Origin of the sequence: Rhodococcus sp. 4CII, assembly GCF_014256275.1 — a bacterium.
Taxonomy (GTDB): domain Bacteria; phylum Actinomycetota; class Actinomycetes; order Mycobacteriales; family Mycobacteriaceae; genus Rhodococcus_F; species Rhodococcus_F wratislaviensis_A.
This window is the reverse complement of record NZ_JACCFE010000002.1, coordinates 1,211,977-1,238,172: the sequence shown is the minus strand read 5'-3', so window position 1 is coordinate 1,238,172 and position 26,196 is coordinate 1,211,977. Positions and strand designations below refer to the sequence as shown.

At 69.2% G+C, this 26,196-nt stretch carries 22 protein-coding genes and 1 pseudogene; 11 read left to right on the top strand and 12 right to left on the bottom strand.

The annotated features are described in order from the left end of the window. The first annotated feature begins 89 nt into the window (after nucleotides 1-89). A complete protein-coding gene (locus H0B43_RS06640) occupies nucleotides 90-944 on the top strand; it encodes an AraC family transcriptional regulator (RefSeq protein ID WP_185728777.1) in 855 nt (284 codons plus the stop codon). Nucleotides 945-948: 4 nt separating this feature from the next. Beyond that, complete coding sequence (locus H0B43_RS06635) at nucleotides 949-1,344, top strand: VOC family protein (RefSeq protein ID WP_185728778.1); 396 nt, start codon at nucleotides 949-951, stop codon at nucleotides 1,342-1,344. Between the two features lie 10 nt (nucleotides 1,345-1,354). On the opposite strand, the pseudogene H0B43_RS06630 reads toward H0B43_RS06635, so the two are convergent. Then, nucleotides 1,355-2,393, bottom strand: a pseudogene (locus H0B43_RS06630) (glutathione S-transferase family protein). A 29-nt stretch (nucleotides 2,394-2,422) separates the two neighbouring features. Beyond that, nucleotides 2,423-3,145, bottom strand: a complete 723-nt coding sequence (locus tag H0B43_RS06625) for a GNAT family N-acetyltransferase (protein WP_185730081.1) — start codon at nucleotides 3,143-3,145, stop codon at nucleotides 2,423-2,425. A 70-nt stretch (nucleotides 3,146-3,215) separates the two neighbouring features. Here H0B43_RS06625 and H0B43_RS06620 point away from each other — a divergent pair, with 70 nt between their 5' ends. Next, nucleotides 3,216-3,839 carry a PadR family transcriptional regulator gene (locus H0B43_RS06620; RefSeq protein ID WP_312034037.1) on the top strand — a complete coding sequence of 208 codons (624 nt, stop codon included), beginning with the start codon at nucleotides 3,216-3,218 and terminating at the stop codon, nucleotides 3,837-3,839. A 2-nt stretch (nucleotides 3,840-3,841) separates the two neighbouring features. Continuing rightward, nucleotides 3,842-5,353 (top strand): MFS transporter, encoded by a 1,512-nt coding sequence (locus tag H0B43_RS06615; protein ID WP_185728780.1) that lies wholly within the window; start codon nucleotides 3,842-3,844, stop codon nucleotides 5,351-5,353. Here the strand turns inward: H0B43_RS06615 and H0B43_RS06610 are convergent. Then, nucleotides 5,307-6,671 carry an FAD-binding oxidoreductase gene (locus H0B43_RS06610; protein WP_185728781.1) on the bottom strand — a complete coding sequence of 455 codons (1,365 nt, stop codon included), beginning with the start codon at nucleotides 6,669-6,671 and terminating at the stop codon, nucleotides 5,307-5,309. The two genes, H0B43_RS06615 and H0B43_RS06610, sit on opposite strands and share 47 nt — an antisense overlap. 40 nt (nucleotides 6,672-6,711) lie before the next feature. On the opposite strand from H0B43_RS06610, the gene H0B43_RS06605 reads away from it, so the two are divergent. From H0B43_RS06605 to H0B43_RS06595, 3 genes are all read left to right on the top strand, one after another. After that, entirely contained in the window at nucleotides 6,712-7,518 is an 807-nt protein-coding gene (locus H0B43_RS06605; RefSeq protein ID WP_185728782.1) for an enoyl-CoA hydratase/isomerase family protein, read from the top strand. 93 nt (nucleotides 7,519-7,611) lie between these two features. Further along, nucleotides 7,612-8,808, top strand: a complete 1,197-nt coding sequence (locus H0B43_RS06600) for a class I adenylate-forming enzyme family protein (protein WP_185728783.1) — start codon at nucleotides 7,612-7,614, stop codon at nucleotides 8,806-8,808. A gap of 27 nt (nucleotides 8,809-8,835) precedes the next feature. Then, nucleotides 8,836-9,801: an adenosine deaminase gene (locus tag H0B43_RS06595; protein WP_185728784.1), complete on the top strand. Its 966-nt coding sequence runs from the start codon at nucleotides 8,836-8,838 to the stop codon at nucleotides 9,799-9,801. Nucleotides 9,802-9,803: 2 nt separating this feature from the next. Here the strand turns inward: H0B43_RS06595 and H0B43_RS06590 are convergent, their stop codons facing one another. Next, nucleotides 9,804-11,168, bottom strand: coding sequence for an amidase family protein (locus tag H0B43_RS06590; protein WP_185728785.1), 1,365 nt, complete (start codon nucleotides 11,166-11,168; stop codon nucleotides 9,804-9,806). 10 nt (nucleotides 11,169-11,178) lie between these two features. Continuing rightward, nucleotides 11,179-12,495: a D-arabinono-1,4-lactone oxidase gene (locus tag H0B43_RS06585; RefSeq protein ID WP_185728786.1), complete on the bottom strand. Its 1,317-nt coding sequence runs from the start codon at nucleotides 12,493-12,495 to the stop codon at nucleotides 11,179-11,181. Nucleotides 12,496-12,597: 102 nt separating this feature from the next. On the opposite strand from H0B43_RS06585, the gene H0B43_RS06580 reads away from it, so the two are divergent. Continuing rightward, entirely contained in the window at nucleotides 12,598-13,242 is a 645-nt protein-coding gene (locus tag H0B43_RS06580; RefSeq protein WP_185728787.1) for a TetR/AcrR family transcriptional regulator, read from the top strand. 83 nt (nucleotides 13,243-13,325) lie between these two features. After that, nucleotides 13,326-14,504 carry an amino acid deaminase/aldolase gene (locus H0B43_RS06575; protein ID WP_185728788.1) on the top strand — a complete coding sequence of 393 codons (1,179 nt, stop codon included), beginning with the start codon at nucleotides 13,326-13,328 and terminating at the stop codon, nucleotides 14,502-14,504. On the opposite strand, the gene H0B43_RS06570 is transcribed toward H0B43_RS06575, so the two are convergent. After that, on the bottom strand, nucleotides 14,474-17,956 hold the full coding sequence (locus H0B43_RS06570; protein ID WP_185728789.1) for a TM0106 family RecB-like putative nuclease: 3,483 nt from the start codon (nucleotides 17,954-17,956) through the stop codon (nucleotides 14,474-14,476). The genes H0B43_RS06575 and H0B43_RS06570 overlap by 31 nt on opposite strands. A gap of 45 nt (nucleotides 17,957-18,001) precedes the next feature. On the opposite strand from H0B43_RS06570, the gene H0B43_RS06565 reads away from it, so the two are divergent. Continuing rightward, on the top strand, nucleotides 18,002-18,625 hold the full coding sequence (locus tag H0B43_RS06565) for an alpha/beta hydrolase (RefSeq protein ID WP_185728790.1): 624 nt from the start codon (nucleotides 18,002-18,004) through the stop codon (nucleotides 18,623-18,625). 61 nt (nucleotides 18,626-18,686) lie between these two features. Here H0B43_RS06565 and H0B43_RS06560 read toward each other — a convergent pair whose 3' ends face one another. The 4 genes from H0B43_RS06560 to H0B43_RS06545 all read right to left on the bottom strand — a co-directional run bounded on the left by H0B43_RS06560 (nucleotide 18,687) and on the right by H0B43_RS06545 (nucleotide 22,905). After that, nucleotides 18,687-20,474 carry a long-chain fatty acid--CoA ligase gene (locus H0B43_RS06560; RefSeq protein WP_185728791.1) on the bottom strand — a complete coding sequence of 596 codons (1,788 nt, stop codon included), beginning with the start codon at nucleotides 20,472-20,474 and terminating at the stop codon, nucleotides 18,687-18,689. 139 nt (nucleotides 20,475-20,613) lie between these two features. After that, a complete protein-coding gene (locus tag H0B43_RS06555; RefSeq protein ID WP_185728792.1) occupies nucleotides 20,614-21,318 on the bottom strand; it encodes a heme peroxidase in 705 nt (234 codons plus the stop codon). A gap of 99 nt (nucleotides 21,319-21,417) precedes the next feature. Next, the gene (locus tag H0B43_RS06550) at nucleotides 21,418-22,047 is read right to left on the bottom strand and encodes a phosphoribosyltransferase (RefSeq protein ID WP_185728793.1); all 630 of its coding nucleotides are present in this window, start codon (nucleotides 22,045-22,047) and stop codon (nucleotides 21,418-21,420) included. Nucleotides 22,048-22,107: 60 nt separating this feature from the next. Beyond that, nucleotides 22,108-22,905: a carbon-nitrogen hydrolase family protein gene (locus H0B43_RS06545; protein ID WP_185728794.1), complete on the bottom strand. Its 798-nt coding sequence runs from the start codon at nucleotides 22,903-22,905 to the stop codon at nucleotides 22,108-22,110. A 108-nt stretch (nucleotides 22,906-23,013) separates the two neighbouring features. Here H0B43_RS06545 and H0B43_RS06540 point away from each other — a divergent pair, with 108 nt between their 5' ends. Then, complete coding sequence (locus H0B43_RS06540) at nucleotides 23,014-24,777, top strand: DEAD/DEAH box helicase (protein WP_185728795.1); 1,764 nt, start codon at nucleotides 23,014-23,016, stop codon at nucleotides 24,775-24,777. Between the two features lie 36 nt (nucleotides 24,778-24,813). Here H0B43_RS06540 and H0B43_RS06535 read toward each other — a convergent pair whose 3' ends face one another. Together H0B43_RS06535 and H0B43_RS06530 are read right to left on the bottom strand one after the other, a co-directional pair. Continuing rightward, nucleotides 24,814-25,446 carry a hypothetical protein gene (locus H0B43_RS06535; protein WP_185728796.1) on the bottom strand — a complete coding sequence of 211 codons (633 nt, stop codon included), beginning with the start codon at nucleotides 25,444-25,446 and terminating at the stop codon, nucleotides 24,814-24,816. A gap of 65 nt (nucleotides 25,447-25,511) precedes the next feature. After that, nucleotides 25,512-26,048: a DUF664 domain-containing protein gene (locus H0B43_RS06530; protein ID WP_185728797.1), complete on the bottom strand. Its 537-nt coding sequence runs from the start codon at nucleotides 26,046-26,048 to the stop codon at nucleotides 25,512-25,514. Between the last annotated feature and the right edge of the window lie 148 nt (nucleotides 26,049-26,196).

Below are 26,196 nucleotides of genomic sequence, written 5' to 3'. Positions count from 1 at the left end.
GTCTCGCCGTCCGCTTCGAGTGTGCTGGCACCGACTGTAGGTGAGCGCACGCTGTGGCCGGTGTCGGCACCGGTGCCTAGGCTGGTGTCGTGAGCGTCGTCGACAGCGATACCGCCAGGTCGTCCGGTGCGTTCCGGCGCCCGGCCGCACCGCTCCGCGCGCTGGTGAGCGGGTACGACGGCTATCGGCTGGCCGGGTTCGAGCCCGGCATCCACCTCGGTCTGCCGTCGCCCTGGCTCACGGTGATCCTGACGATCGACGAGCCGCTCGACATCGCCGCGCAGGCGGAGCCGCGGCAGGCGCCCGGTCGGTACGACACGCTGGCCAGCGGCATCGCCACGTCGCCGGTGACGATCCGGCACGACGGCAACCAGCACGGCGTCCAGCTCGCGCTCAGTCCGCTCGGCGCCCGGGCGCTGCTGGGGGTGCCCACCGCAGCCCTCGGCGCGTGGGTGGTCGGACTGGGTGACCTGCTCGGCCCAGATGCGGACGAACTGACCGAGCGACTGTCCCTCGAATCCGGATGGGACGCGCGGTTCGCGATCCTCGACGAGGTCCTGACGCGGCGCGCGGCGCAGGCGGCGATCGACCCCCACCTCGCGCGGGCCTGGAGCCTGCTCGTCGCCGGCGGCGGCACCCGGGTCGGCGACGTCGCACGCGAGGTCGGGTGGAGCAGAAGGCATCTGGTCGACAAGTTCGTCGCGGAGTACGGCGTCACGCCGAAGGACGTGGTGCGGCTGTCGCGATTCCACCGTTCGCACCGGATGCTCAAGGGTGCCCCCACCGCGACGCTCGCGGAGGTGTCGGCCGTGTGCGGCTACTACGACCAGGCGCACATGGCGCGGGACTGGCGTGACCTCGCCGGACTCGCTCCGTCGCGGTGGCGCGAGAGCGATCCGTTCTCATTCGTCCAAGACGTCGACGGCGGCGGTGGCGCAGAGTGAAGCCATGACTACTTCGACGCATACCACCTGTGTGTGGCCCACCCTCGTGTATCGCGACGCGCGGGCCGCCATCCGCTTCCTCGTCGATGCCTTCGGGTTCGAGGAGAGGGCGGCGTACGGCGAGGGCGACCGGGTCGATCACGCCGAACTCGGCTGGCCGAAGGGTGGTGGGATCATGCTCGGCTCACCTCGCGAAGACTCGGTGATCAGCGACCTCCCGCCCGGGACCGGCTCGGTGTACCTCGCCGTCGACGACCCGGACGCGCTCCACGAGCGCGCCGTGGCCGCAGGCGCGACGATCGTGCGCGGACTGCGGGACGAGGACTACGGGTCGCGCGGATTCACCTGCCGCGACCCGGAGGGCGTGTTCTGGAGTTTCGGCACCTACGCCGGGGCGTAGAGCCGCCCGATCACGCTCCGTGCCCGGCCGGGACCTCCTCGCCGGGCTTCGGCGGTGGTGGCGGCGTGCCGTCCCCGAACGGCTTGCCGCCCAGCTGTTCACGTCCGTGCGGTGCGAGCCAGCCGGACAGGTCCGGGCCCTTCGGCACGATCCGCGTGGGATTGAGGTCGGTGTGCACGATGTAGTAGTGCTGCTTGATCTGGGTGAAGTCGATCGTGTCGCCGAATCCCGGGGTCTGGAAGAGATCGCGCGCGTAGCTCCACAGGACCGGCATCTCGTCGAGCTTGTTCCGATTGCACTTGAAGTGCCCGTGGTAGACCGCGTCGAAGCGGGCGAGGGTGGTGAACAGGCGCACGTCCGCTTCGGTGATCGTGTCGCCGACGAGGAACCTGCGGTCGGTCAGGCGTTCCTCGAGCCAGTCGAGGCGGGCGAACAGACGGTCGTACGCGGCGTCGTAGGCGTCCTGGGATCCGGCGAAACCACACCGGTACACGCCGTTGTTGACGTCGCGGAACACGAGTTCGGCGACCTCGTCGATCTCGTCGCGCAGCGGCTCCGGGTACAGGTCGGGGGCGCCCTCGCGGTGATACCGCGTCCATTCCGAAGACAGGTCCAGCGTGATCCGGGGGTAGTCGTTGGTGACCACCTGGCCGGTGGGTACGTCGACGATCGCCGGCACGGTGATGCCCCGCGGGTAGTCGGGGAAACGCGCGAGGTACGCGTCCTGCAGGCGCGGGATCTTCAGCACGGGATCGAGCCCGCCCGGATCGAGATCGAAAGTCCAGCTGCGCTTGTCGTGGGTCGGCCCGCACAACCCCAGGGACAGCACGTCCTCGAGTCCGAGCAGTCGCCGGACGATGATCGCGCGGTTGGCCCACGGGCACGCGCGGGCGGCGACGAGGCGGTAGCGGCCCGGTTCGACGGGATACCCGTCTCGACCGTCCGCTGTGATGCGGGTGGCGATGTAGTGGGGTGTCACGGGTGAACTCGGCGCCCGATTCGACGTAGGCGCCCGCCGTGCCCTGCTGATCTTCCGTCCGGTCCGTCATGGTCACTCGTCCCGTCTTTCGAGGTGGTCTCAGAGCGTACTTCGCGACAGCGTGACTGCGGAGTACGTGCCCAGTTCCCGGTATCCGGCGCGGGCGGCGAGCGCGCGCGAGGCCAGATTGTCGCGGGGTGAACGGCATTGGGCGATCAGTCCGCTGTCGAGAGCGTCGTCGGTGGCGATGCCGGCGACCGTGGCGCCCAGCCCACGCCGCCGGAACGCGGGGACCGTCAGCACACCGACGTCGGCGAGAAAACCCTGGAACTCGGCGTACCCGGCGGAAGCGACCGGCTGCTGTGCGTCGTCGAGGATCGTGAACCATCGGTCGCGGTCACCGAGGCGGGCCTCGGTGACGTCGTCCGGGGGACTTGCCGCCTCGACATGGCGAACGTGGTCGTACTCGTGGGAGACGAGGGGAGGCGTGCCGGTCGCGGGGTCCTGGTAGTCGGTGGCGAAGGCGAGCACCATCGGGCCGGCGCACCGTCCGGATCGATCCTGGGTGAGTGCGAGCAGCGTCGCGGATTCCGCCAATTCCCCGGAGGTGTGCGCGTCGGCGCGCTCGATCGCCCACCGGGGTCCGACCAGTGCGGACGCCTCGCCCAGGCGCAGGAATCGGATCGTGTCGGTCTCGTCGTCCACCCGGACGGCGCGGTCGTCGGCGTCCGGGCGGGTGGCCAGTGCGTCGTCGGGCAATCCCAGTTCACGTGACCAGGCGAGTCGAACGATGTCGAGGTGATGGGAGTCCACGCACCCCACGGTAGCCGCTTGTTCCCACCCCCTCCGGACGGTATATTCCACGTGGAGTATTCACCGTGGAGTAGTGGAGGTGGTGACCGTGGCACTCACACCACTCGGGGTCACCATCCTCGGACTGCTGTGTGAGCGCACGATGCATCCGTACGAGATGTACCAACTCGCCGCCGCCCGGCGCGGACGGGTCGTGAAGATCCGGCCGGGGTCCCTGTACCACACCGTGAGCAGGCTCGAAGGTGAAGGACTGGTGCGCACCACCGGCACCGACCGGGCGGGAAACCGGCCCGAACGCACCATGTACGAGATCACGGACACGGGCCGTGAGGCGCTCGTGCACCGAGTGAGCGACATGCTCGCCACCCCGGCGCACGAGTACCCTCAGTTTCCCCTCGCGCTGGCGGAGGCGCACAACGTCGACGCGCACACCGTGGTGGACCTGCTCCGGGACCGCCTCGATCACCTCCGCGGAGAAATCGGCGAACTCGAGACCGCGTCCGCGCTCGCCTGCTCCACCGAGACACCCAGGATCTTCCTCCTGGGCAACGAGTTCCTCCTCACCGTCGCCCGTGCGGAGCACGACTGGCTGAGCGTTCTGGTGACCGACATCGAATCCGGCGCCCTGCCCTGGCTTTCGCCGGAACTTCTCGACCGACTGACACATTCACGCCGGATCCCCTCCGGTTCAGCAAAGGATTGAAGATGGACACCGAGCGCACCGCACCACCCACGTCGCCACCCGAGCATCGAAATCCGTGGCCCGCTCTGTGGGCCCTGGTCATCGGCTTCTTCATGATCCTCGTCGACAGCACCATCGTGGCGGTGGCCAACCCGGCGATCATGAACGACCTGCACACCGACATCAACAAGGTCGTGTGGGTCACCAGCGCCTACCTGCTGGCCTACGCGGTACCGCTGCTGGTCACCGGCCGCCTCGGTGACCGGTTCGGTCCCAAGAACATCTACCTGATCGGGCTCGTCCTGTTCACCGCGGCGTCGCTGTGGTGCGGTCTGTCCGGCACCATCACCATGCTCATCGTCGCCCGGGTCTTCCAGGGTCTCGGCGCCGCCCTGATGACGCCGCAGACGATGGCCGTCATCACCCGCACGTTCCCGCCGGACCGTCGCGGCACGGCGATGGGGCTGTGGGGCGCCGTCGCCGGCGTCGCCACCCTCGTCGGCCCGCTCGCGGGTGGCGTCCTCGTCGACAACCTCGGCTGGGAGTGGATCTTCATCGTCAACGTGCCCGTCGGGGTGATCGCGTTCGTGCTGGCTTGGCGGTTGGTGCCCGCGCTCGAGACCCACCAGCACAAGTTCGACATTCCCGGTGTCGTCCTCAGCGCGCTCGGCATGTTCTTCCTCGTGTTCGGCATCCAGGAAGGCAGCTCCTACGACTGGTCGGCCACCGTGCTGGCGTCGATCGGCGCCGGTCTCGTCCTTCTCGGAGTCTTCGTCTGGTATCAGTCCTGGAACAAGAACGAGCCGCTGCTGCCGCTGGGGCTGTTCACGGACCGCAACTTCTCGCTCGCCAACGTGGCGATCACCGCCATGGGTTTCGCGATCACCGCGATGGTCCTGCCGCTGATGTTCTACACCCAGGCGGTGCGCGGTCTGACACCCACGCGGTCGGCGCTGCTGCTGGTGCCCATGGCCGTCCTCACCGGCGTCTTCGCGCCGATCGTCGGCAAACTCGTCGACCGCACCCACCCGAGGTACATCGCGGGCGCCGGATTCCTGCTGTTCTCGATCGCCCTCGGCTGGCTGTCCATGGTGATGTCGCCCGACGTGGCGATCTGGCAACTGCTGCTGCCGATCGGCCTGATCGGACTCGCCAACTCGTGCATCTGGTCGCCGCTCGCGGCCACGGCCACGCACAACCTTCCGCCCCACCAGGCGGGTGCCGGAGCCGGTGTCTACAACACGACCCGTCAGGTCGGCGCGGTGCTCGGCAGCGCCGCGATCGGCGCACTCATCACGGCGCGGCTGTCCGCGCAGGGACTGAACAGCGACAGCCAGGAGGCCGGCGTCGGCGAGATGCCCGAGTTCGTGAAGGAACCGTTCGCCACGGCGATGGCGCAGTCGATCTGGCTGCCCGCCGCCGTTCTGCTGATCGGCTTCGTCGCCTCGGTGTGTTTCGCACGACCGTTGCGAGAGAAGAAGTCCGGTGTCACCGAGGGCGACGCAGCCAGTCGGGAAACATCACTGCGGGGTTGAGGTAGTCGTCGGGGTCGAACGCCTGCTTGATCGCCCACATTGCCGTGATGTCCTCGCGACCGAGGGCGAGGTCCAGATAGTTGCGTTTGTGAGCGCCGACACCGTGCTCGGATGCGATGGTGCCGGCGTGATCGCGGATCAGTTCCGTGATCGGCTGGTAGAGCACGCTCTCGTCAGGGCAGCGCAGGACGTTCAGGTGGAGGTTGCCGTCGGCGACGTGTCCGAACAGCACCGGAACGGCGCCCGGTGCCCGGCTCGTCACCAGCGCGACGGCATCCGCGACGAATGCGGCGAGGGTGTCCAGGGGGAGCGCGGCGTCGAACTTCAGCGGGGGCCCGAACAGTCCGACCACGTCGGCGAACGCGTCCCGTGCCGCCCACAGCCTCGCGCGCCCGGCGGCGTCGATCCCGACGGCGGGCTCGTCGTCGGGACCGCAGCGCTCCAGCCCCTCGGCCAGCTCGTCGGTGAGGTCGCGGCGGCCGGCCAGTTCCACGAGGAGGTACCACGGCAGTCCCGTGGGAACCGCGAGACCCAGCTGCGACGAGGCCAATTCGAGTCCGCGGCCGTCGAGCATCTCCACGGCGTCCACCCCCTCGAGCCGCCGGACGACGCGAGCCGCGTCGATCAGCCCGCGCAGCTGTGCGAAGCCGGCGAGGGCGGTGACGCGGAAGTCCGGCACGGGGTGGAGCGTGAGATCGGCGGTCGTGACGACCCCCAGAGTGCCCTCGCTGCCCACCCACAGTGCGGGCAGGTCGTATCCGCAGTTCTCGGCGCCCACCCGGGTGCTGCGCCGCACGATCGCCCCGTCGGGAAGCACGACTTCGAGGCCCAGCACCTGCGCGGACATGGGTCCGTACCGCACGGTGTGCAGCCCACCGGCGTTGGTCGACACCATGCCGCCGATCGTTGCGGAATCGCGGGACGCGAGGTCGACGCCGAACAGCAGTCCCGCGTCGGCGGCGGCGCGCCGGAGCGTGGCGAGGGTGACACCGGCGCCGACGGCGACGCGGCGGTTCTCGCGGTCGACGGCCCCGACCGACGTCAGCCGTTCCGTCGACAGCAGCACGTCGTCGTGTTCCGGAACCGTGCCGGCTTCGAGGCCGGTGCGTCCGCCCTGCACGGTGACCTTCACACCGGCGCCGCGGCAGATCCCCAGCACGGCCGAGACTGCCGCGGCATCGGCGGGCCGGACGAGTGCGCTCGCCCGCCCGCGGTAACGGCCGGTGTGGTCGGTGGCGCGGGCGGCGAGCACGTCCGCGTCCACGGTCACGAACCGCTCGCCGACGACGTCGGCCAGCGCCGCGCGCAGCGAGTCCACACCCCGATCGTAGGCGGAACGCATGTGGCAGTCTGGCCGCATGACTGAGCCTGCCTCCGCTGCGCATCCCACCCGACTCGAGCGTGTCCGCACCGATGCCGGCGCCGAGATCGCGATCCTGACATTCGCCCACGGCCCGTTGAATCTCTTCGATCAAGCGATGTTCGACGCCGTGCAGTCGGACGTGGCGGCGCTTGCCGAGAACCCGCCCCGCGCGGTGCTGCTGCGCGCCGAGGGCAAGGTCGTCTCCGCGGGGGTGGACGTGCACGTGTTCGACGGGCTCACCGCGGAGCAGGGCGCGGATCTGTGGCAGGAACTGTTCGCCGAGATCTGCCATCCGCTCGAGGCGCTGCCCTGCCCCGTCGTCTACGCGGCCCACGGCCTGACGCTGACCGCGGCATTCGAGATCGCGCTCGCCTGCGACATCATCCTCGCCGCGCCGAAGGCGAAGTTCGGACTGGTCGAGACGGTCGTCGGCCTGACGCCGTCGATGGGCGGGCCGCAGCGGCTGGCCGAACGTGCGGGGTCCGGCCGGGCGCGGGAACTCGTGATGACCGGCGACCTGTACGACGCCGCGACGCTGCACACCTGGGGTGTGGTCAACGCCGTCCACGAGGACGTCGACACGGAGGCACGCGCACTCGCGGCACGGCTGGCGGACGGTCCGACCCGCGCACACGACGCCACGAAGCAGATCATCTCCGCGTGGCGGTCGGGTGGAGTCGCGCACGCCGACTCGATCACGCCCGACGTGTCGGGCGCGCTGTTCGAGACCGACGACCTGCGGGGCGCGGTGCGCAGCTTCCTCGATGTCGGACCGGGCAAGGCCACCTACACCGGACGCTAGGCGTCGGCGATCCGCTCCCCGCAACTGTGACGGGCGTCATATAGTCGTGGCAACGTCCCGGTTCGCGCAGCAGTGGAGTCAGCGGAGGTGCAGATGCCGTCGTCCCTCGTCGAGTACCCGAGTGGGGGCCCGTTCTTCCACGACGACCGGGTGGTCCGTGCTCGCGACGGCCTGCTCCGGTACGGCGGGCTCAACCCGTCGCTCACCGAACTGCTCGACGTGTCCGTGCACCGCTACGCGGGCCGGGTGGCCGTCGAGGAGGACGGCGGCCGGTCGCTCACGTTCTCTCAGCTGTGGACGTCCGCGGCGCGGGTCGCCGGCGGACTGAAGGCGAAGGGCGTCGAGATCGGTGACCGCGTCGCCGTGCGGCAGCCGATCGGGGTCCGCTGGGTGGAGGCCTTCCTCGGGGTGCTGCTGGCCGGAGGCGTGCCGGTGGGCGTCAGCCCGGCGCTCGGCGACGCGCAGACCGGCGAGGTGCTCGCCGACAGCGAATCGGCGTTGATTCTCGACGGCGAACTGCCGGAAGGTATCTCGTTCATCGACGACGGCGCGAGCCCCGACGAGTTGGTACTGCTGTCGTACACGCCCGGCCCGTCGGAGTCCCCGAAGGGCGTCGAGTTGAGCAACGAGAACGTCCTCTCCACCATCGAATCCGTCCTCCACGCGCGCGGCTTCAGCTCCGAGGGGCTGCGGAATCTTCTGGTCGAACCGGAACTGCACACCGTCGGATCGCTCGTCGAACTGCTCTCGACGCTGGTGGTGGGCGGGACGGTCCTGCTGACCGGGAGCACCGACGCCGCCTCGTGGCGGGGCACCGGAGCCGACGTGCTCACCGCGGCACCCGCCGTCCTCCTGCGGGCCGTGGAGTCCTCGCGGGTGACGAGCTTCGGCAGGCGCGCGGTGCGCTGGATCGATTACAGCGGGGCCGGCCTGTCGCTGGAGCAGTCGCAGTTGCTCAGGCGGACGTTCCCTGCGGCCAAGCACTATCTCGGGTGGGGCATGACCGAGACCTGCGGAGCGGGGCTGGCGCTACCCGACGAGTGCGCACTGACACACGCGGGCAGCGTGGGGGTCGCATTCGGCGGGATGGAGGTGGCCCTGTTCGGTCCCGAGGCCGACCGCGGGATCGGTGAATTGCTGTGCCGCGGGCCCGGAGTCAGCCGCGGTTACTGGAACCGGCCCGACGTCACCGCGAAGACGTTCACCGGGGGCTGGTTTCACACCGGGGACACCGCGAATATCGACGACGAGGGCTTCGTCCGTATCGTCGACCGCGACACCGCTGCCTAGGCGGTCCGAAAGGCAGGTATTTCACCCGTGAGCTCTCCCGTCGCCGAGCTGCACATGCACATCGAGGGTTCCCTCGAACCCGAGCTGATCTTCGAGCTCGCCGAACGGAATTCCGTGCAGCTGCCGTACACGGACCTCGACGACCTCCGCTCGCGGTACGAGTTCACCGACCTGCAGTCGTTCCTCGACCTCTACTTCGCCAACATGCAGGTGCTACGGACGGCCCAGGACTTCGCGGACCTCACCCGCGCCTACTTCGCGAGGGCGTCCGCCGGCGGCGTGGCGCACGTGGAGTTCTTCTTCAATCCGCAGGCACACGTCAATCGTGGTGTCCCGCTGCACGAGGTGCTCGACGGGATCATGGACGCGGTGGCCACCAGTGAGCGGGAGTTCGGACTCAGCAGCGCCGCCATCGCCGCGATCCTGCGGGATCGTCCCGTGCACGAGGCGGAGGACGTGTTCGGGGAGATCGTCCGGTTGCAGACGCCGATCGTCGGGCTCGGACTGGACTCGGCCGAGGTGGGCAACCCGCCGTCGCTCTTCGAGGACGTGTTCGCCCGCGCCCGGTCGGAAGGCCTGCACGTGGTCGCCCATGCCGGTGAGGAAGGCCCGCCGGAGTACATCTGGCAGGCGCTCGACCTGCTCGGCGCGGAGCGCATCGATCACGGGGTGCGGGCGCTGGAGGACCCGGCGCTCGTGGCGCGCCTGGTGGACGAGGAGGTGCCGCTCACCGTGTGCCCGTTGTCGAACGTGCGGCTGTGCGTCGTCGACTCCCTGTCGGAACACCCGCTGCGGACCATGCTCGAGGCCGGCCTGATCGTCACCGTCAATTCCGACGATCCCGCCTACTTCGGTGGATATGTCGACGACAACTTCGCGCAGTTGCGGGACCAGCTCGGGCTCACGGATGCCGAACGGGACACGTTGGCGCGCAACTCGATCAGGGCGTCGTTCGCGAGCGAGGCGAGGAAGGCGGAACTGCTCCGCGGCTGACGTCAGTCGATCAGTCCGGCATCGTCGAGGCTGCCGACGACGGCCAGGACGTCGCGGTCGCGGCCGAACGGACCGACCAGGCAGAGGCCCGCGGGCATTCCGTCGTCGGTGCGCAGCGGCACGGTCGCGTTGGGCAGGCCCGAGATGGATGCGAGGCACGTGAGCATGCCGGTGGTACGCATCGTGTTCCGGAACCGGTCGCCGCTGGGGTAACTCGTCCGCTCGGGCGCCGGGGAGGACGTCGCGGGCAGCAGGAGCAGCCTGTCGCCGACGTACGCGGTGATCGTCTTCGAGGCCTCGGCCAGCATGGTCATCTTCCGGGCGTACGTGGTTTCCCAGATTCGGCTCGCGTCGCCGAAATTGCGGCGCGGTTCGTCGCCGAGCGACGTCATCGCCTCGCTCACCCAGTCGCCGTGCAGTTCCCAAGCTTCGTACCCCTGCACGTCGGCGACCGCCTCGTACCAGTCGGGGAGGCGGCCGATGTCGGTGTCGGTCCACGTCAGGCGGGGCAGGGAGCTCTTCTCCCACGACGTCAGGGCGCGCCGCATTGCGCCGAGGACGCCTGCCTCGGCGACGGCGTTGATGCCGTCCGACGTGAGTGCGCTGCGGAACGGGGTCTCCGCGGTGAGGGGAAGCAGTGCGCCGGACACGGCGACGAGGGTGGCCAGGTCGCCGCAGACCCACGCCGGGGTGTCGAACGTGGGGGACAGGGGGAACAGCCCCTCGGTGGAGACGGCCCCCCGCGACGGCGCAAACCCGTACAGGCCCTGGTACGAGGCGGGGATCCGGACGGAACCGGTGGTGTCGACACCCAGGCCGATGTCGGCGGCGCCCTGCGCGACCGCGCTCGCGGCGCCCGACGTCGCGCCGCCGGGCAGACGATCCTCGGCGTGCGGGTTGGGCGGCGTCCCGAATTGCTGGTTGACACCGGAATGCCCGTACCCGAGGTCGTCGGTCTGGGCCAGGCCGACGACGCGCGCACCCTGACCGAGGAGACGCGTCACGACGGCGGCGGTTCCCGTCTCGGCCGGCACCTCGGCGAGTCGCCGACCGCTGCCCGCGCCGATCTGCTGTCCCGCAACGGCATACAGGTCGGTGACGGCGAGCCGCATGCCGGTAAGGGGCCCGTCGCCGGTGGGCGCGACCAGCGGATCTCCCTGCACCCGCCACGTCGCCTTGTCGACGGGGGCGAATTCGGACACCGCACCGCCGCCGGCGACGGACAGGCCGTCGGGAAGGGGCGGAACCCCGGGATCGTGCAGCCGTTCGCCACAGGCGCCGAGCGCGACGACGCCGAGCGCGGCCGCCCCGGACGTTCCGGCGACGCGAAGGAAGGCACGACGGTCGAAAGATCGACTGGGGGGCACCCACCCCACGTTAGCGACCGAGGACCTGCTGCAGGTACGCGTTGCCGAACATTCGCTCGGGATCGTACTTGTCGCGGACGGCGACGAACTCGTCGAAGTTCGGATACGCGGGCCGTAGGTCCTCGGCGGTGCGCCCGTGCAGTTTGCCCCAGTGCGGCCGGCCGTCCACGTCCCGGGCGATCGCCTCGACCGCGGCGAAATAGGGTTCGTGATCGCGGCGGTGATACTGGTGCACGGCGATGTACGCCGTGTCCCGGCCGTTCGCCGTCGACAGCCACACGTCGTCGCCCGCGGCGAAGCGGACCTCGACGGGGAACGCCACGGTGAACCCGGACTTCTCCACCCACGCGTCGATCGCGGCGAGAGTGCCGGGCAGTGCCTCGGTGGGAACCGCGTATTCCATCTCGCGGAACTTGACCCGGCGCTCGGAGGCGAAGACCCGGTAGCTGCGGTCGGTGTACTCGCGCGCACCCAGGATGCGCGACGACAGACGGTTGATCCGCGGAATCGTCGAGGGCGCGAGGACTGCGACCCGGTTGATGCCCTCGAACACGATGTTGGACAGCAGTTCGTCGTCGACATACGCGCGGACCGGGTGGACGGGCGACGTCGGAGTGTCACCGGGGAGCCGGGTGTTGCGTTTCGTCAGCACGCGGCGGGTGTGGGGGAACCAGTAGAACTCGAAGTGGTCGATGGTGCTGCGGTCGTGGTCGAGGCGTTCGAGGGTGGCGTCCAGCGACTCGGGTGCCTCGACGGCGTGCATCACGTAGTTCGGCACGCACTGGATCGTGACCTTCGAGATGATGCCCACCGCGCCGAGGCCGAGACGTGCGGCCTCGAACAGTTCGGGGTTGTCGGTGGGGGAGCAGCCGGCCACCGATCCGTCCGCCAGCACCACCTGGAGGGCGCGGACCTGAGTGGCGAGACCTCCGAACCGGGCTCCGGTGCCGTGGGTGCCGGTGGACAACGCCCCCGCCACCGACTGCACGTCGATGTCGCCGAGGTTGATCATGGCCAGGCCGCGGTGCCAGAGCTGCTCGTTGAGATCGCGCAGTCGTGTGCCGGCGAGCACGGTGACGAGTGCGCCCGCGGGTTCGTCGAGCGTCACGGATTCGATCCCGGTCAGGGCGTCGAGGCCGACGAGGATGCCGTCGGTGACCGCGACCCCGGTGAAGGAATGGCCGGCCCCGACGGCCTTCACCCGCCGGCCCTGCTCTGCGGCGCGGGCGAGGAGTGCACTCAGCTCCTCCACCGAGCAGGGAGTCGCGAAGCGCTGCGGGTTCGCAGTCTCGGTGCCCGCCCAGTTGCGCCATGTGTCCTGTGCCATCCGCCCATCATGAACCTGGACGCTCGTCCAGGCAAATATCGGGGTTGGTCGGGCGTCCGTGTTGGTCACGGACGAGGCTCCGGCAGGTTCTACGATCAGAGGATGCTGAACAGGCTTCCTGCGGATGAACGTCGTGCCCAACTCGTCGAGTCGGCGCTGGCCATCGCGGAGCAGCGCGGTGTCGCATCGGTCACGGTGCGGGCCGTGGCGGAGGAGGCCGGAGTCTCGCTGGGAGTGGTGCACTACTGCTTCGAGAGCAAGGAAGAACTCCTCGCCGCGATGGGCGAGAGCCTCGTCCTCCAGCTCAGCGCGTCGATGCGGCTGGCATTCGGGCAGGTGCGGCACGCACCGGACCTGCGCGGGATCGACGGCTTGCGTGAACTCCTCCACATCGGGATCAGCGGGATGTGGCCGATCATCGAGGCCACCCCGGACCGCCAGTTGCTGACGTACGAGATCACCGCGCAGGCGCTGCGGCACCGCGCGTCCGGAAGTGAGCGGGCCGGCGACATCGCCGGGCAGCAGTACCGGACGATGGACGAGGAGGCGATCGAGTTCCTCGCCGAGTGCGCCGGGATCGCGGGCGTCGGGTGGGGGACCCCGGTGGAGGCGATCGCGCGGTTCGGGCTGGCCATCCTCGACGGGCTCGTGCTGCGCTGGCTGGTCGACCGCGACAGTGAGGCCATGATCGCGGCGCTGGACGACATGGTGCAGGTGATCGCCGCGAAGGCCGTCGAGCAGCCTTGACCGCCGCGCGATCGATCTGGACAATCGTCCAGCTCAGTGGTTGACTGGCGCCCTCGCACCGATGGACCACGATTGGACGAACTGTGACGCCGACGCTCGACCGTCTCATCGCCGCGACCGCCGAGGTCGACCCGCCGCTGGCCGCGCTCGACCTTCCCACGCTGCGTGCGAACGCCGCCGACCTGGTGGAACGCGCCGGCGGAACGCCCGTGCGGGTCGCCAGCAAATCCGTCCGCTGCCGCGCAGTGCTCCAGGTCGCCCTCGGTGAGAATCTCACCGCGTCCGGCGGCTTCCGCGGGATCATGGCGTACTCACTCCGCGAGGCGATCTGGCTGGCCCGGCACGGTGCAACCGACATCCTCATGGGCTACCCGACCGCCGACCGTGGGGCCCTCTCCGAACTCGCCGCCGACCCGGACCTGCTGAACCGGATCACCTTGATGGTCGACAGCGACGACCAACTCGACTTCCTGCTCGCCGCGGCGGGCGTCACGTCCCTCCGTGCCCGGCTGTGCGTCGACGTGGACGCCTCGCTCCGACTCGGGCCTCTCCACATCGGGGTCCGCCGGTCCCCGCTGCGCGAACCGGCCGCCGTCGCCGCGTTCGTGCGGCGCGCCGCGGCGCGGGGATTCGCCGTCGTCGGCGTCATGTTCTACGAGGCGCAGATCGCCGGACTTCCCGATTCCAGCCCACCCGTCGGCTGGATGAAACGGGCCTCCGCGAAGGAACTCGCCACCCGTCGCAGCGCCGTGGTGAACGCCGTGCAGACGGAGGTCGGGGTGCTCGAGATCGTCAACAGTGGGGGTACCGGCTCGCTCGAGGTGAGCTCCGCGGACCCGGTCGTCACGGAGGTGACGGCAGGCTCGGGCCTGTACGTGCCGACGCTCTTCGACCGGTACCGTGCGTTCTCACCGCACCCGGCTCTGTACTTCGCGCTGTCGACGGTACGCAAGCCGGCGCCAGGCATCGCGACGCTGTTCGGCGGCGGCTACATCGCCTCCGGTCCCGCGGGACGCAGACGGGTGCCGACGCCGACGTGGCCGCCCCGGCTGAAGCTCCTGCGCAACGAGGGTGCAGGAGAGGTGCAGACGCCCGTGACCGGAACGGTGGCAACAGAACTCGGTATCGGCGACCGCGTGTGGTTCCGGCATGCCAAGGCAGGCGAGTTGTGCGAGCGGTTCACCGACATCCACCTCGTCGAGTCGGACGGCTCCCGCACCGTGGTACCCACCTACCGCGGCGAAGGCCGGTGCTTCGGCTGACCGGTGAGCCGCATGAACGCGCCCAGTTCGGTGAGACCCTCCGGGGTGCTCGGCATGTAGTGCGTGAGCGATTCCGAGCGGATGATGATCGCGGCCCATTTCCCGCGGGACACCGCCACGTTCATCCGATTGCGCGACAGCAGGAACGACATGCCGCGCGGCACGTCCTCGATCGCGGACGCCGTCATCGAGACGATGGCGACGGCCGCCTCCCGTCCCTGGAACTTGTCGACCGTCCCCACCTCGACCTTGCCGAGGCCCACCGCGGCCAGGTCGCGTTCGATCATTCCGACCTGCGCGTTGTACGGCGCCACCACGAGGATGTCGGACTCGTCGAGCGGGCGGGTGCCCTCGAACTCGCTGGGGTCGGTCCAGTCGGAACCGAGCAGCTTCGTGATCCGGTTGACCACCTCCCGCGATTCCTCGGGAGACTGGGTGGCGTTGCCCTGATGATCGACGAAGACGGTGTGCACGCCCGGTTCGATGCCGCCGAGTTGTCTTGCGGCACCGGCTGATTCCTGTGAACGCAGCTTGCCGTCGTACGAGAGCGCCGACACGGGCGCACAGAGGTCCGGATGCATCCGCCATGTGCGTTCGAGGAAGTAACCGCGGCTCGCGGGCAGCGCCCCGTGTCCCTCGGCGAGCCACCCGAGTGCCGACGCGTCGACCGGTTCGGGATGGGTGCCCTGGCTGACCTGCGGGAGCTGCTGAGGATCGCCGAGAAGGAGCAGATTCCGGGCCGCGCCGCCCACCGCGATGGTGTTGGCCAGCGCGAACTGCCCGGCCTCGTCGATGACCAGGAGGTCGAGGCTGCCGGGCGGAACACGGTCGGTGTTCGCGAAGTCCCATGCCGTCCCGCCGATCACGCACCCCCTTCCCTTCGCCTGGCCGATGAACCCGGGGTAGTCCTGGGAACTGATGTCGGTCCAGGTCGCGGAGCGATGCCTGCCGTCCTTCTTCGCGACCATCTCGGCGGGAAGGCCGGCTTTCACGACGCCGCCGAGCATGTTTTCGATGACCGAATGTGACTGCGCGACAACACCGATCCGCCACTGGTGTTGCTCGACGAGTGCCTTGATCACCCGGGCCCCGGTGTACGTCTTGCCGGTGCCGGGAGGACCCTGCACGGCGACGTACGAGGCGTCGAGGTCGAGGAGCGCCGCGGTGATCGCGCCCGCATAGTTCGTCCCGTCGACGGGCGGAAGCGGGTTCCCGCTCCGCGTGCGCGGGTCGGATCGCCGGAGAATGTCGACCGGCGCGCACCGCGGGAGGTCCGGCAGCGGCGAGCACATGCCGTCCGCGGCCACGGCGATGGACGATTCGATGCGATCGGTCGTGATCGGCGGGCCCGGGGTGATCGCCGTCGGAAGTTGCCCGTACTCCTCGCCGTTCAGGAGTTCCTCCACGATCACCACGTCGCGGCGGCGGCCGTCCTTCCCGACCTCGAGAACGTTGACCGTGCATGTTCCCCGCTGCTGCGGATTGTCGCCCGCGACGGCCTCGGGGGCGGGAGCGTCGTACAGCGCGTACATCGTGGACTTTGGTCCCACGGTGCTCCCGGTGCCGAACCGGCCGGTGAGTTCGAGTCGCCGGCGCAGCTTACGCTGCCGCGGCGTGCTCTTGTGCCAGTTCTCCTCGACGACCGCCGACGACACCACCAGGACGTCCCGGATGTCCGACAACTCGTCGTGCGGGACGGTCAGCCGATCGAAGTGCGCCCACCAGAACGGTTTCCGTTCGCGGCGGTGATAGCCGACCGCCGCCGCCATGAGGGCAGCCGCCTGCTGATCGTGGCCCCGGTGCTCGCTCGGACCGTGCCCGGCGAACTCGCGCAACGCCGCCTCCGCAGGCGTGCAGTCCTCGGTCACCGCGGTGGGTTCGTCACCGGGCGGGCGGAGGAGCACGCCGTGCGTCTCCGCCTGGCCGATCAGCCAGTCCCGCAGTCGCAGCGTCGAATCGCAGTCGTACTCGTTGTAGGCGGCGATGCCCTGCAGCAACGCGCGTGCTTCGTCTTCGCGGCCGTTGTCGCGGTGATCGCAGTAGTCGGCGTACGCGACCACCGACGCGGCGGCGTTGGTTACGTCGCCGTCGCGCGGTCGCTCCGGCATGTACAGCGGTTCGAGTTTCTTGATGCTGTACGAACGTTCGCCGATGCGCAGGCACGCGCGCACTACCGGGTACAGGTCGACCAGGACGTTGTCGCGCAGCAGGGCGTCGACCGTCTCCTCCCCGACGCCGTGCCGTCCTGCCAGTCGCAGCAACGCCGACTTCTCGTACGCGGCGTAGTGGTAGATGTGCATGTTCGGGTGCCGCTGACGACGCGCGGTCACGTAGTCGAGGAAGTCCACGAGGGCCTGCCGTTCCTCGGCGCGGTCGTGCGCCCAGAACGGCCGGAACACGGCGTGGCCGGCGGGACCCTCGACCACCCCGAACAGGTACTCGAGACCCCAGTCGGTCGAGCCGTTCTCGGCCCACAACGGGTCTCCCTCGAAGTCGAAGAAGATGTCGCCGTCGTCCGGTTCCGGCAGCCCGCCCAGCGCCTGCGGGGCGTACACCTGGAATTCGGGAGTACCCGTGGATTCCTGACGCAACTGCAGAACGGCCTGGGCGCGAAGCGATTCGAGGGTGCGGTCGGGAAGCCCCTCGACTCCGCCGGAATGCGCGGCGAGCGCGTCGAGTGTCCCGATCCCGGCCGCGAGCAGCCGGCTCCGCTGGGTCGACCGCATGCCCGCCACCAGCAGGAGGTCGCGGTGCCGCTCCACCTCCGGGGTGCACGTGTCACACCGGCCGCAGGCCGTGTACCGGGGGTCGCCCCACTCCGCGACCGTTCCTTCGTCGTGGTGCTCGTCGAGGATTCGTTCGAGCGACGACCGCCGAGCCGAATACACGGGAGCGATGTCGCCGAGCGGGTGTGCGGAGTCGCTGTCGTCACCGAGCAGGAGGTGGACGTCCGGTGACGTCGGAACTCCGTTGTCGGCCAGGGCTTCCGCGTACGCGGCGAGCTGGAGGAGTGCCGGCACCTTCGCGTGCCGCGACAATTTGGTGTCGTAGACGGCGTACGTGTCGCCGTCGCGGACGAGGAAGTCGCAGAAACCGAGGAAGCGGCCGTCGAAGAAGGTGCCCTGGTACACGACGTCGGCGCCGCCGCGAATCGCCTCCACGGTGGCCAGGTTGGCGTCGAACAGGCCCACTCGCGTGTACTCGGGCCGCTCCATCGTGATCACCCCGTCGCCGAACTCTGCGCGGAACCGCGCGAGCCGCCGATGTTCATGGGCGTCGCCGAGGCTCGACGTCCGCTGCAGCATGGGATCGTCGTCGGCCGACGTGCCCGGCGAATCGGCGCCGGCGAGCCCGAGCGTGGCATCCAACCGCCGTAGCAACGCGAACTCGCAGGTGGCGGCCGCCGAGAGGTCGCTGGCGCTGTAGACGATGGTGTCGTCGAGGAGGAACACAGGCCGATTGTGCCATCGGGGGGCGACAGGCCCAGAATGGCAGCCATGCCTTTCTTCGACGGCCACTCCGGGCTGATCCACTACCGGCACTGGAGTGCGGTGGGTGGACCGGTCGCTCAGCTCGTGTTTCTTCACGGAATGGGTCAGCACACGGGTCACTATCACCGGTTCGCGCGTGGACTGACGTCCGCCGGAATCGGGGTGTGGGGTATCGACCAGGCGGGCCACGGCCTGTCGGAGGGTGACCATCCGGGGCCGGTCGCCGAGTTGGCGGAGGACGCCGCGCTTCTCACCCGGCTCGCCGGGCAGCACGCGCCGGACGTCCCGCTCGCGCTGATGGGGCACTCCCTGGGCGCCGCGGTCTCGCTGGAACTTCTCCTGCGCGGCGACACCGGTTTCCGGTGCGCGATTCTGTGCGGGATGCCGAAGACCGCCGCGGTGCCGCAGACGGCGGAGGCGCTCGGGTCGGTGGGGATGCCGCTGCTCGCGGTGCACGGTGTGGACGATCGCATCGCACCGATCGATCCCGTCCGCGACTGGGCTGCGGGGGTCCGCGGCCTCGAACTCCGGGAGTTCGACGATGCCGGACACGACCTGCTCCACGAGAAGGTCCACGCCACCGTGACGGCGGTGGTCCGCGACTTCGTCCTGGGTGCGACACGCCCGTGAGTGGCCGAGGAGTCTGTGCACTCCTGTGCACTCCCCGGCCACTCACGGGCGGCGGAGCCGCTTACGCGTAGATGGCCTCGATGGCGGCGCCGTGCTCCTTGTGAATGACGTTCCGCTTGAGCTTCAGCGTCGGCGTGAGCTCACCGGTCTCCTGCGTGAAGTCGACCTCGAGGATCCGGTACTTCTTGATCCGCTCGGGGTTGGACACCTTCTTGTTGCCCTCGGCCACGGCCTCGTCGATCTCGGCGACCAGATCGGGGTGCTTGACCAGCTCGGACACGGGGGTGTCGGCGGCCAGCCCGTGGCGTTCCTTCCAGCCCGGCAGGGTCTCGGAGTCGAGGGTGATGAGCGCGCCGATGAAGGGCTTGCCGTCGCCGACCACGAGGCACTGGCTGATCAGCGGGTGCGCGCGCAGAGCGTCCTCGAGGACTGCCGGCGCCACGTTCTTGCCGCCGGCGGTGACGATGATCTCCTTCTTGCGGCCGGTGATCGAGACGTAGCCTTCTTCGTCGATCGAGCCGAGGTCGCCGGTGTGGAACCAGCCGTCTCGGATCGAATCCGCCGTGGCCTGCTCGTTGTGCCAGTAACCGCCGAACACGACCGGCCCCTTGAGCAGCAGCTCGCCGTCCTCGGCGATCTTCGCGGCATGACCGTCGATCGGCTTCCCGACGGTGCCGACCTTCTGGGCGCGGGTGGTGTTCACCGAAACGGCGGCGCTGGTCTCCGTGAGGCCGTAGCCCTCGTAGACCGGGACGCCGATTCCGCGGAAGAAGTGGCCGAGGCGTGCGCCGAGCGCGGCACCACCGGAGACGGCGCGGTCGCACTCGCCACCGAGTGCGGTGCGCAGCTTCGAGTAGACGAGCTTGTCGAACAGGGCGTGCTTGAGCTTGAGGCCCAGACCGGGGCCGCCGTTGTCCTGCGCCTCGCTGAACGCGATGGCGGTCGCGGACGCCTTCTCGAAGATGCTGCCCTTACCGCCGTCGTACGCCTTCTGCTTGGCGGAGTTGTAGACCTTCTCGAACACGCGCGGCACCGACAGGATGAAGTGCGGCTTGAAGGCGGCGAACTGGTCGAGCAGCGTGGTGAGGTCGGCGGTGTGCGCGACCGTGACCTTGGCGTCGAACGCACCGAACGAGATGGCGCGGGCGAAGACGTGTGCGAGTGGCAGGAACATGAGGGTGCGCCGGCCCGCGTACATCGCGTCGTTCAGCGCCAGCTTCACGGCCGCCGACTCGGCGTAGAAGTTGGAGTGGGTCAGCTGCACGCCTTTCGGGCGGCCGGTGGTGCCGGACGTGTAGATGAGGGTCGCGGGCGACGACGCGCGCACCTGGTGACGTCGCTCGTGCAACTGCTCGTCGGTCACGTTCTCGCCGCGCTTCGACAGTTCCTCGATCGCGCCGCCTTCGATCTGCAGAACCTCACGCAGATCCGGCGCGGCCTCGGTGACGACCTTGAGTGCGTCGGCCTGCTTCGCGTTCTCGACGACCAGCAGCGACGTGCCGGAGTCCTCGAGAATCCACTTCGCCTGATCCGGCGCGGACGTCTCGTAGATCGCGACGGTGCAGCCGCCTGCCGTCCAGATCGCGTAGTCGATGACGACCCATTCGTAGCGGGTCGCCGAGAGGATCGCGACGCGGTCACCGAGTTCGACGCCCGACGCGAGGAGACCCTTCGCGACGGCGGAGACCTGCTCCGCGAACTCGGCGGCGGTGACGTCTACCCAGCCGCCGTCACCCGGGCGTTTGAATGGCACGAACTTCGGGTCTTCCTCGGCATGACGGAAGACCGTGTCCGCCATGGAGGCGTCCTCCGGAATTGAGAACGACTGCGGTACCGAGAATTCACGCACTATGACCCCTCCACTGAAACGACATGACGGATGTGCATTCGATCACATTTGTCCTGATTTCGCACCAGGGTCGATGTCCGTTATGTGTACTTCTGTTCTGACCAGCGGAGATAAGTGTAACTCGACGTAAACTGATAACTCAGGCGGCCTCTTCGAGGCGGCGCGAGTTCGCCGACAGCCACCGCCGGATCGCGTAGTTCAGCTGATCCGGATCGACGCCGAGCTCGGTCGCGGTCGCCTCCAGGATTTCGTCGGCACGACCGTCGTCGGTGGCCTCGGAGATGCCGAGCGCGCCGCTGATGAAGACGTCCGCGACCCGGTTCGGCCGGACCCCGGGAATCCCGGCGAGCATCAGGAAGTGTGCCCACGTGACGTCGCTGCTCTCACCACACACCTCGACCCAGGCGTCGTGGATCTGCTCCAGGGCGGCCTCGTCGCGCGCGGCCTCCAGAAGGTCGTCGATGCTGTTGATGCGGAGCTGGTGGAGCCGCTCGGCCGCCTGCTGGATGTGCCGAGCCTCGATCGGCACCCCCGTGGCGGTGTACCGCCGTTTGTACGAGCCGACCTTGCCCGCCCACTGATCCGAGCTGCCTGCCTCCTCGAACGTGCGGAGCAGGTCGCGGGCACCGTCGGTGAGGGGCTGATCGGGGTGTGCCCGCCGGTACGCCAGGTAACGGTCGACGACGGCGACCTCGCTGTGGCCTGCGCTCGACTGCACCGATTCGATGATGCAGAGGGCGAGGCTGTGCCGATAGGCATCGGAGGTGACCCAGCCGGAGGGGTCGCCCAATCGGTCGCGGCAGGCGGTGACGACGGTTTCGATGGTATCGGCAGAGACGGTCACGAGATCCTCCAAAGGCAGTCTGTTCTGTGCTCTGTCCGGTGTATCGACAGGGCCTTCGGGAACGTTGCACCGGAGCTGAAGATTCCTCGAGAACGACCGTCAGAGGGAGGCCAGCAGTTCTGTGACCTCGCTGTCCGAGAGTTGATGGAAATCGTCGTACGCAGCGCCGACGCCGCCGAGATCGGCTGGGGTGTATGGGCAGATCACCTCGTCGGCGGTCACCCGGAGGCGCCCGACTGCCTCCGGCGCGGCAACCGGGACGGCGACGACCACGCGCGCCGCGCCCAGTTTTTTCACCGATTGGCAGGCCACCGCCGCGGTCGCGCCCGTGGCCATCCCGTCGTCGACGAGAACGGCCGTACGGCCCTTCAGAGACGTGCGCGGCCTGCCGCCCCGCAGCACCCGGGCCCGCCGTGCGAGTTCGTGGCGCTCCTTCGCCTCGACCATGGCGAGCGCGGTCTTGCTGATCCGCGCGATCCGGAGAACGTCGTCGTTGATCACCCGGGACTCGCCCTCGCCGATGGCGCCCATGGCGAGTTCCGGCTGCCACGGGACACCCAGTTTGCGGACGAGCACGACGTCGAGGGGGGCCGACAGTGCGGCGGCGATCTCGAAGGCGACCGGCACTCCGCCGCGTGGCAGACCGAGCACCACCAGGTCGGTGCCGCGCAGGTGGCCGAGTGCGGCGGCCAGTCGGCGACCGGCGTCGGCGCGACTGGTGTACAGCATCGAACGCTCCGTGAATCGGGGAGAACGCTTCGACTTCGACGCTACTCCCGATCGCGTCGGTCAGATCTCGGTCACGGTGAATCGGCGCAGGGCGAGGGCGGGATTCTTCTCCCGCACCTCGGTGATCCGGTCCGCGTCCACCGCGGCGACCGCGGCGCCCACCCGTTCACCGAGTGACGCGACGACCACACCCATCGGGTCGACGATCATGCTGTTGCCGGCGCCCGTTCGCGCGCTCTGGTCGGCGGCGGCCACGTACACCGTGTTCTCGATGGCGCGGGCCCGCACGAGTGTGGACCAGTGGTCCTCCTTGAGCGGTCCGGGCACCCACTGTGCGGGCAGCAGCAGCACGTCGGCGCCTGCGTCGACGATGCGGCGGGTGACCTCGGGGAACCGGAGGTCGTAGCAGGTCTGCATGCCGAACGTGAGGCCGTCGACGGCGAAGGTCTCCGGGGTGCCGATCTCACCCGCGCGGATCACGTCGGACTCCTTGTAGCCGAACGCGTCGTACAGGTGGAGTTTGCGGTACGTGGCGGCGATGTCGCCGCCCGGTCCGATCGCGACGAGGGTGTTGGAGATGTGATCGTCCCCGGGCAGTTGTTCGTTGACTCCGGCCACCAGGTGGACGTCGAGTTCCTTCGCCGTCGCGGCCAGGCCCGTGACGAACGGCCCGTCCAGGCCCTCGGCCGATTCGACGATCCGCTCGTCCGTTCGCGGTGCGGTGAACATGGCGTACTCGGGCGCCACCACGACCTTCGCGCCCCGGCCCGCGGCCTCGGCGGCGAGAGTGCGGAGTGTGCGCAGATTCTCCTGCTTGTCCTCACCGGGAGCGAACTGTATGACAGCGATATCGACCATGCCGTCCACGCTAGGCGACGACGTCGCGGCGCTGTTCCCCGTCCCGGTCGCCGCGTATTTCCGCGGCATGGCATTGCGGTGTGGAGTCGTGCACTAAACTGCTGGTCAATGAGTGATATCGAGCGTGACCCCGAACCCCCCACTTTTGCCGACCTCGACATCGACGATCGGGTCTTGAAGGCACTGTCCGATGTGGGCTACGAGTCGCCCTCGCCGATCCAGGCCGCCACCATCCCGCCCCTCCTCGCCGGCAACGACGTCGTCGGCCTGGCACAGACCGGCACCGGTAAGACCGCCGCGTTCGCAGTGCCGATCCTCTCGAAGATCGACCTGACGCAGAAGTCGCCGCAAGCATTGGTTCTCGCGCCGACCCGGGAACTGGCCTTGCAGGTCGCGGAGGCGTTCGGCAAGTACTCCGCCCACATTCCGGGGCTGCACGTCCTGCCGATCTACGGCGGGCAGAGCTACGGCGTCCAGCTGTCCGGGCTGCGGCGCGGCGCGCACGTCGTGGTGGGCACGCCCGGTCGTGTGATCGACCATCTGGAGAAGGGCACCCTCGATCTGTCCAAGCTCTCGTACCTCGTGCTCGACGAGGCCGACGAGATGCTGAAGATGGGTTTCCAGGAGGACGTCGAACGCATCCTCTCCGACACACCCGAATACAAGCAGGTCGCCCTGTTCTCGGCCACGATGCCGGGCGCGATCCGCAAGATCTCGAAGCAGTACCTGCACGATCCGGTCGAGATCACGGTGAAATCGAAGACGTCCACCGCGTCCAACATCTCGCAGCGGTACGTCCAGGTGGCGCATCAGCGCAAGCTCGACGCCCTGACGCGTGTCCTCGAGGTCGAAGACTTCGAGGCCATGATCATCTTCGTGCGCACCAAGCAGGCCACGGAGGATCTTGCGGAGAGACTGCGCTCGCGCGGATTCTCGGCGGCGGCCATCAACGGCGACATCGTGCAGGCCCAGCGTGAACGCACCATCGGTCAGCTCAAGAGCGGCGCCCTCGACATCCTCGTGGCCACCGACGTGGCCGCACGTGGGCTGGACGTCGATCGGATCTCCCACGTCGTCAACTACGACATCCCGCACGACACGGAGTCGTACGTCCACCGGATCGGCCGCACCGGTCGCGCCGGACGCGCGGGCGAGGCGCTGCTGTTCGTGGCACCGCGCGAGCGGCACCTGCTCAAGGCCATCGAGAAGGCGACGCGTCAGCCGCTGGCCGAGATGCAGCTGCCCAGCGTCGACGACGTCAACGCGCAGCGGGTGTCCAAGTTCGGCGACTCGATCACCGAGAGCCTCACCTCCGACAATCTGGCGTTGTTCCGCAAGATGATCGAGGACTACGAGCAGGAGCACGACGTGCCGCTCGCCGACATCGCGGCGGCGCTGGCCGTGCAGTCGCGCGACGGCGAGGCGTTCCTCATGGCGCCCGAACCGCCGCCCGCGCCCCGCCGCGAGCGTGAGCCGCGCGAACGTCCCGCTCGCCGCTTCGACGACGGCCCGCCGACGCGGTCCCGCGGACCGGAGGGCCAGGAGCTCGCGACCTACCGCATCGCCGTCGGCAAGCGGCACCGTGTGGTGCCGGGCGCGATCGTCGGGGCCATCGCGAACGAGGGCGGGTTGCGGCGCAGTGACTTCGGGCACATCAGCATCCGGCCGGACCACAGCCTGGTGGAATTGCCCGCCGACCTGTCCAGCGAGACCCTCGAAGCCCTGCGTCGTACCCGGATCTCCGGGGTGCTGATCCAGCTGCAGCCGGATTCGGGTCCGCCGACGGGTCGTCCGGGCCGCGGTGGCCGAGACGATCGGGGCGGTGGAAAGTTCCAGCGCGACCGCGACAGCCGGAAAAGGCCGCGCGAGTAGTTCCCGCGCGGCCTTCCGAATTGTGATCTCCGGCGGTTACGCCGGGGGAGCAGGGGCCGGGGCGGGTTGTGCCGCCTCGGCCGGCAACGGTCCCTCTTCGGGGACGAAGAACGAACCGACGGTCGGCAGCACGTAGCAGGTCGTGCTGGTGTAGCCGACGGTGCCGAAGATCGATGCCACGACCGTGCCAGGTCCCGTCGCGACGACCTTGTTCAGCGCCGGGTACCCGCCCTCCGTGACGCCGTCGAGCGGCAGGATTCCGCTGGCGCCGGTGTTGGTGTTGATCCACGCGACGTTCAGGCCGGAGGACTGCACGACACCGGGGTAGGCGGACAGCGCCTGGAAGCTGATTTCGTTGGCCTTCACCTCGGCGTTGGGTCCGGCGGTGGCCGACGCCAGCGTCAGGGTGACCGGGGCGACGGTGCCGCACCCCACGGTCGGCGCCGTGTAGAAGAACGGTGTGGACGGCCCGGCGACGTCACTCAGTACGGTCGACGTGGCCAACGCCTCCACCGCGGCCTTCGCTTCCGGCTTGTCTGCCTGAGTGCGCAGTTCGGCGAGTCCGGGGACGTCCGGGGTGGCCGGGTCTGCGGCTGCCGTCCCGGAGACTCCGAATGTCGCCGCGATGCCGACCGTTGCCGCCGCGATCGTGCGTCGCGTCACGCTCATACCGTCCACCTGAACTCCTCGTTGTCTCGTCCGGGCCGCTCTGCAGCGCCGCCCGAACGGAGAATTTACCCGAGCCCGAGCGTATCGGCCCGTGCGCCGTCCAGGGACTGCCGGATGATGTCGGCGTGACCGGCGTGCCGCGCGAGTTCCTCGATCTGGTGCAGCAGCAGGTAGCGGACCGTGAACACGACCCCCGGCGTCATCCACCGGGCCACGTCGGCAGGCAGGTGAACGTCGCGATCGAGGTCGGTTTCGGCGGCGACCGCGGCCTCGGTGGCGCGCTGCGCGTCGCCGAAACGGGCGAGGAGAACGTCGACGGTCTCGTCGTCGGTGACGTTCCATGCCGCCATCCACGCGGCCACCGGATCTTCGCCGCCGCGCGGGGTGCCGGTGATGCGGGAGGTCATCGCTTCTTCGCCGTCGATGACGTGCTTGACGAGCGAGGACAGGCTCATCTCGCTGGCACTGGGCACGCTGCGGGCCTGCTCCTCGGTCAGCCCCGACACTGCGTTGCGGAACGCGGTGCGCTGGTTGTCGAGCATGAGGAGAAGGAGTCCGCGCTCGTCGGAGATGGGGTTCGGGATGCTGGGTGTCTCGGTCATGCCTTCAGTGTCGCGCGGATAGCGGACACTTACTGTCCTCGATCGGCGAGGGTCGGGCTCGTGGGCGGGACGAAACCCCCCGCGCCTTCCCAGCGGTCCGGGCACGGCCGCCCTACGATCGACACCAGTGTCCGGGGAATGCCCTCGG

Coding starts and splice junctions, on each gene's coding strand:
- H0B43_RS06635 (WP_185728778.1), top strand. CDS start 949: ATGACTACTTCGACGCATACCACCTGTGTGTGGCCCACCCTCGTGTAT.
- H0B43_RS06615 (WP_185728780.1), top strand. CDS start 3,842: ATGGACACCGAGCGCACCGCACCACCCACGTCGCCACCCGAGCATCGA.
- H0B43_RS06605 (WP_185728782.1), top strand. CDS start 6,712: ATGACTGAGCCTGCCTCCGCTGCGCATCCCACCCGACTCGAGCGTGTC.
- H0B43_RS06600 (WP_185728783.1), top strand. CDS start 7,612: ATGCCGTCGTCCCTCGTCGAGTACCCGAGTGGGGGCCCGTTCTTCCAC.
- H0B43_RS06585 (WP_185728786.1), bottom strand. CDS start 12,495: ATGGCACAGGACACATGGCGCAACTGGGCGGGCACCGAGACTGCGAAC.
- H0B43_RS06580 (WP_185728787.1), top strand. CDS start 12,598: ATGCTGAACAGGCTTCCTGCGGATGAACGTCGTGCCCAACTCGTCGAG.
- H0B43_RS06565 (WP_185728790.1), top strand. CDS start 18,002: ATGCCTTTCTTCGACGGCCACTCCGGGCTGATCCACTACCGGCACTGG.
- H0B43_RS06550 (WP_185728793.1), bottom strand. CDS start 22,047: ATGCTGTACACCAGTCGCGCCGACGCCGGTCGCCGACTGGCCGCCGCA.
- H0B43_RS06545 (WP_185728794.1), bottom strand. CDS start 22,905: ATGGTCGATATCGCTGTCATACAGTTCGCTCCCGGTGAGGACAAGCAG.
- H0B43_RS06540 (WP_185728795.1), top strand. CDS start 23,014: ATGAGTGATATCGAGCGTGACCCCGAACCCCCCACTTTTGCCGACCTC.
- H0B43_RS06535 (WP_185728796.1), bottom strand. CDS start 25,446: ATGAGCGTGACGCGACGCACGATCGCGGCGGCAACGGTCGGCATCGCG.
- H0B43_RS06530 (WP_185728797.1), bottom strand. CDS start 26,048: ATGACCGAGACACCCAGCATCCCGAACCCCATCTCCGACGAGCGCGGA.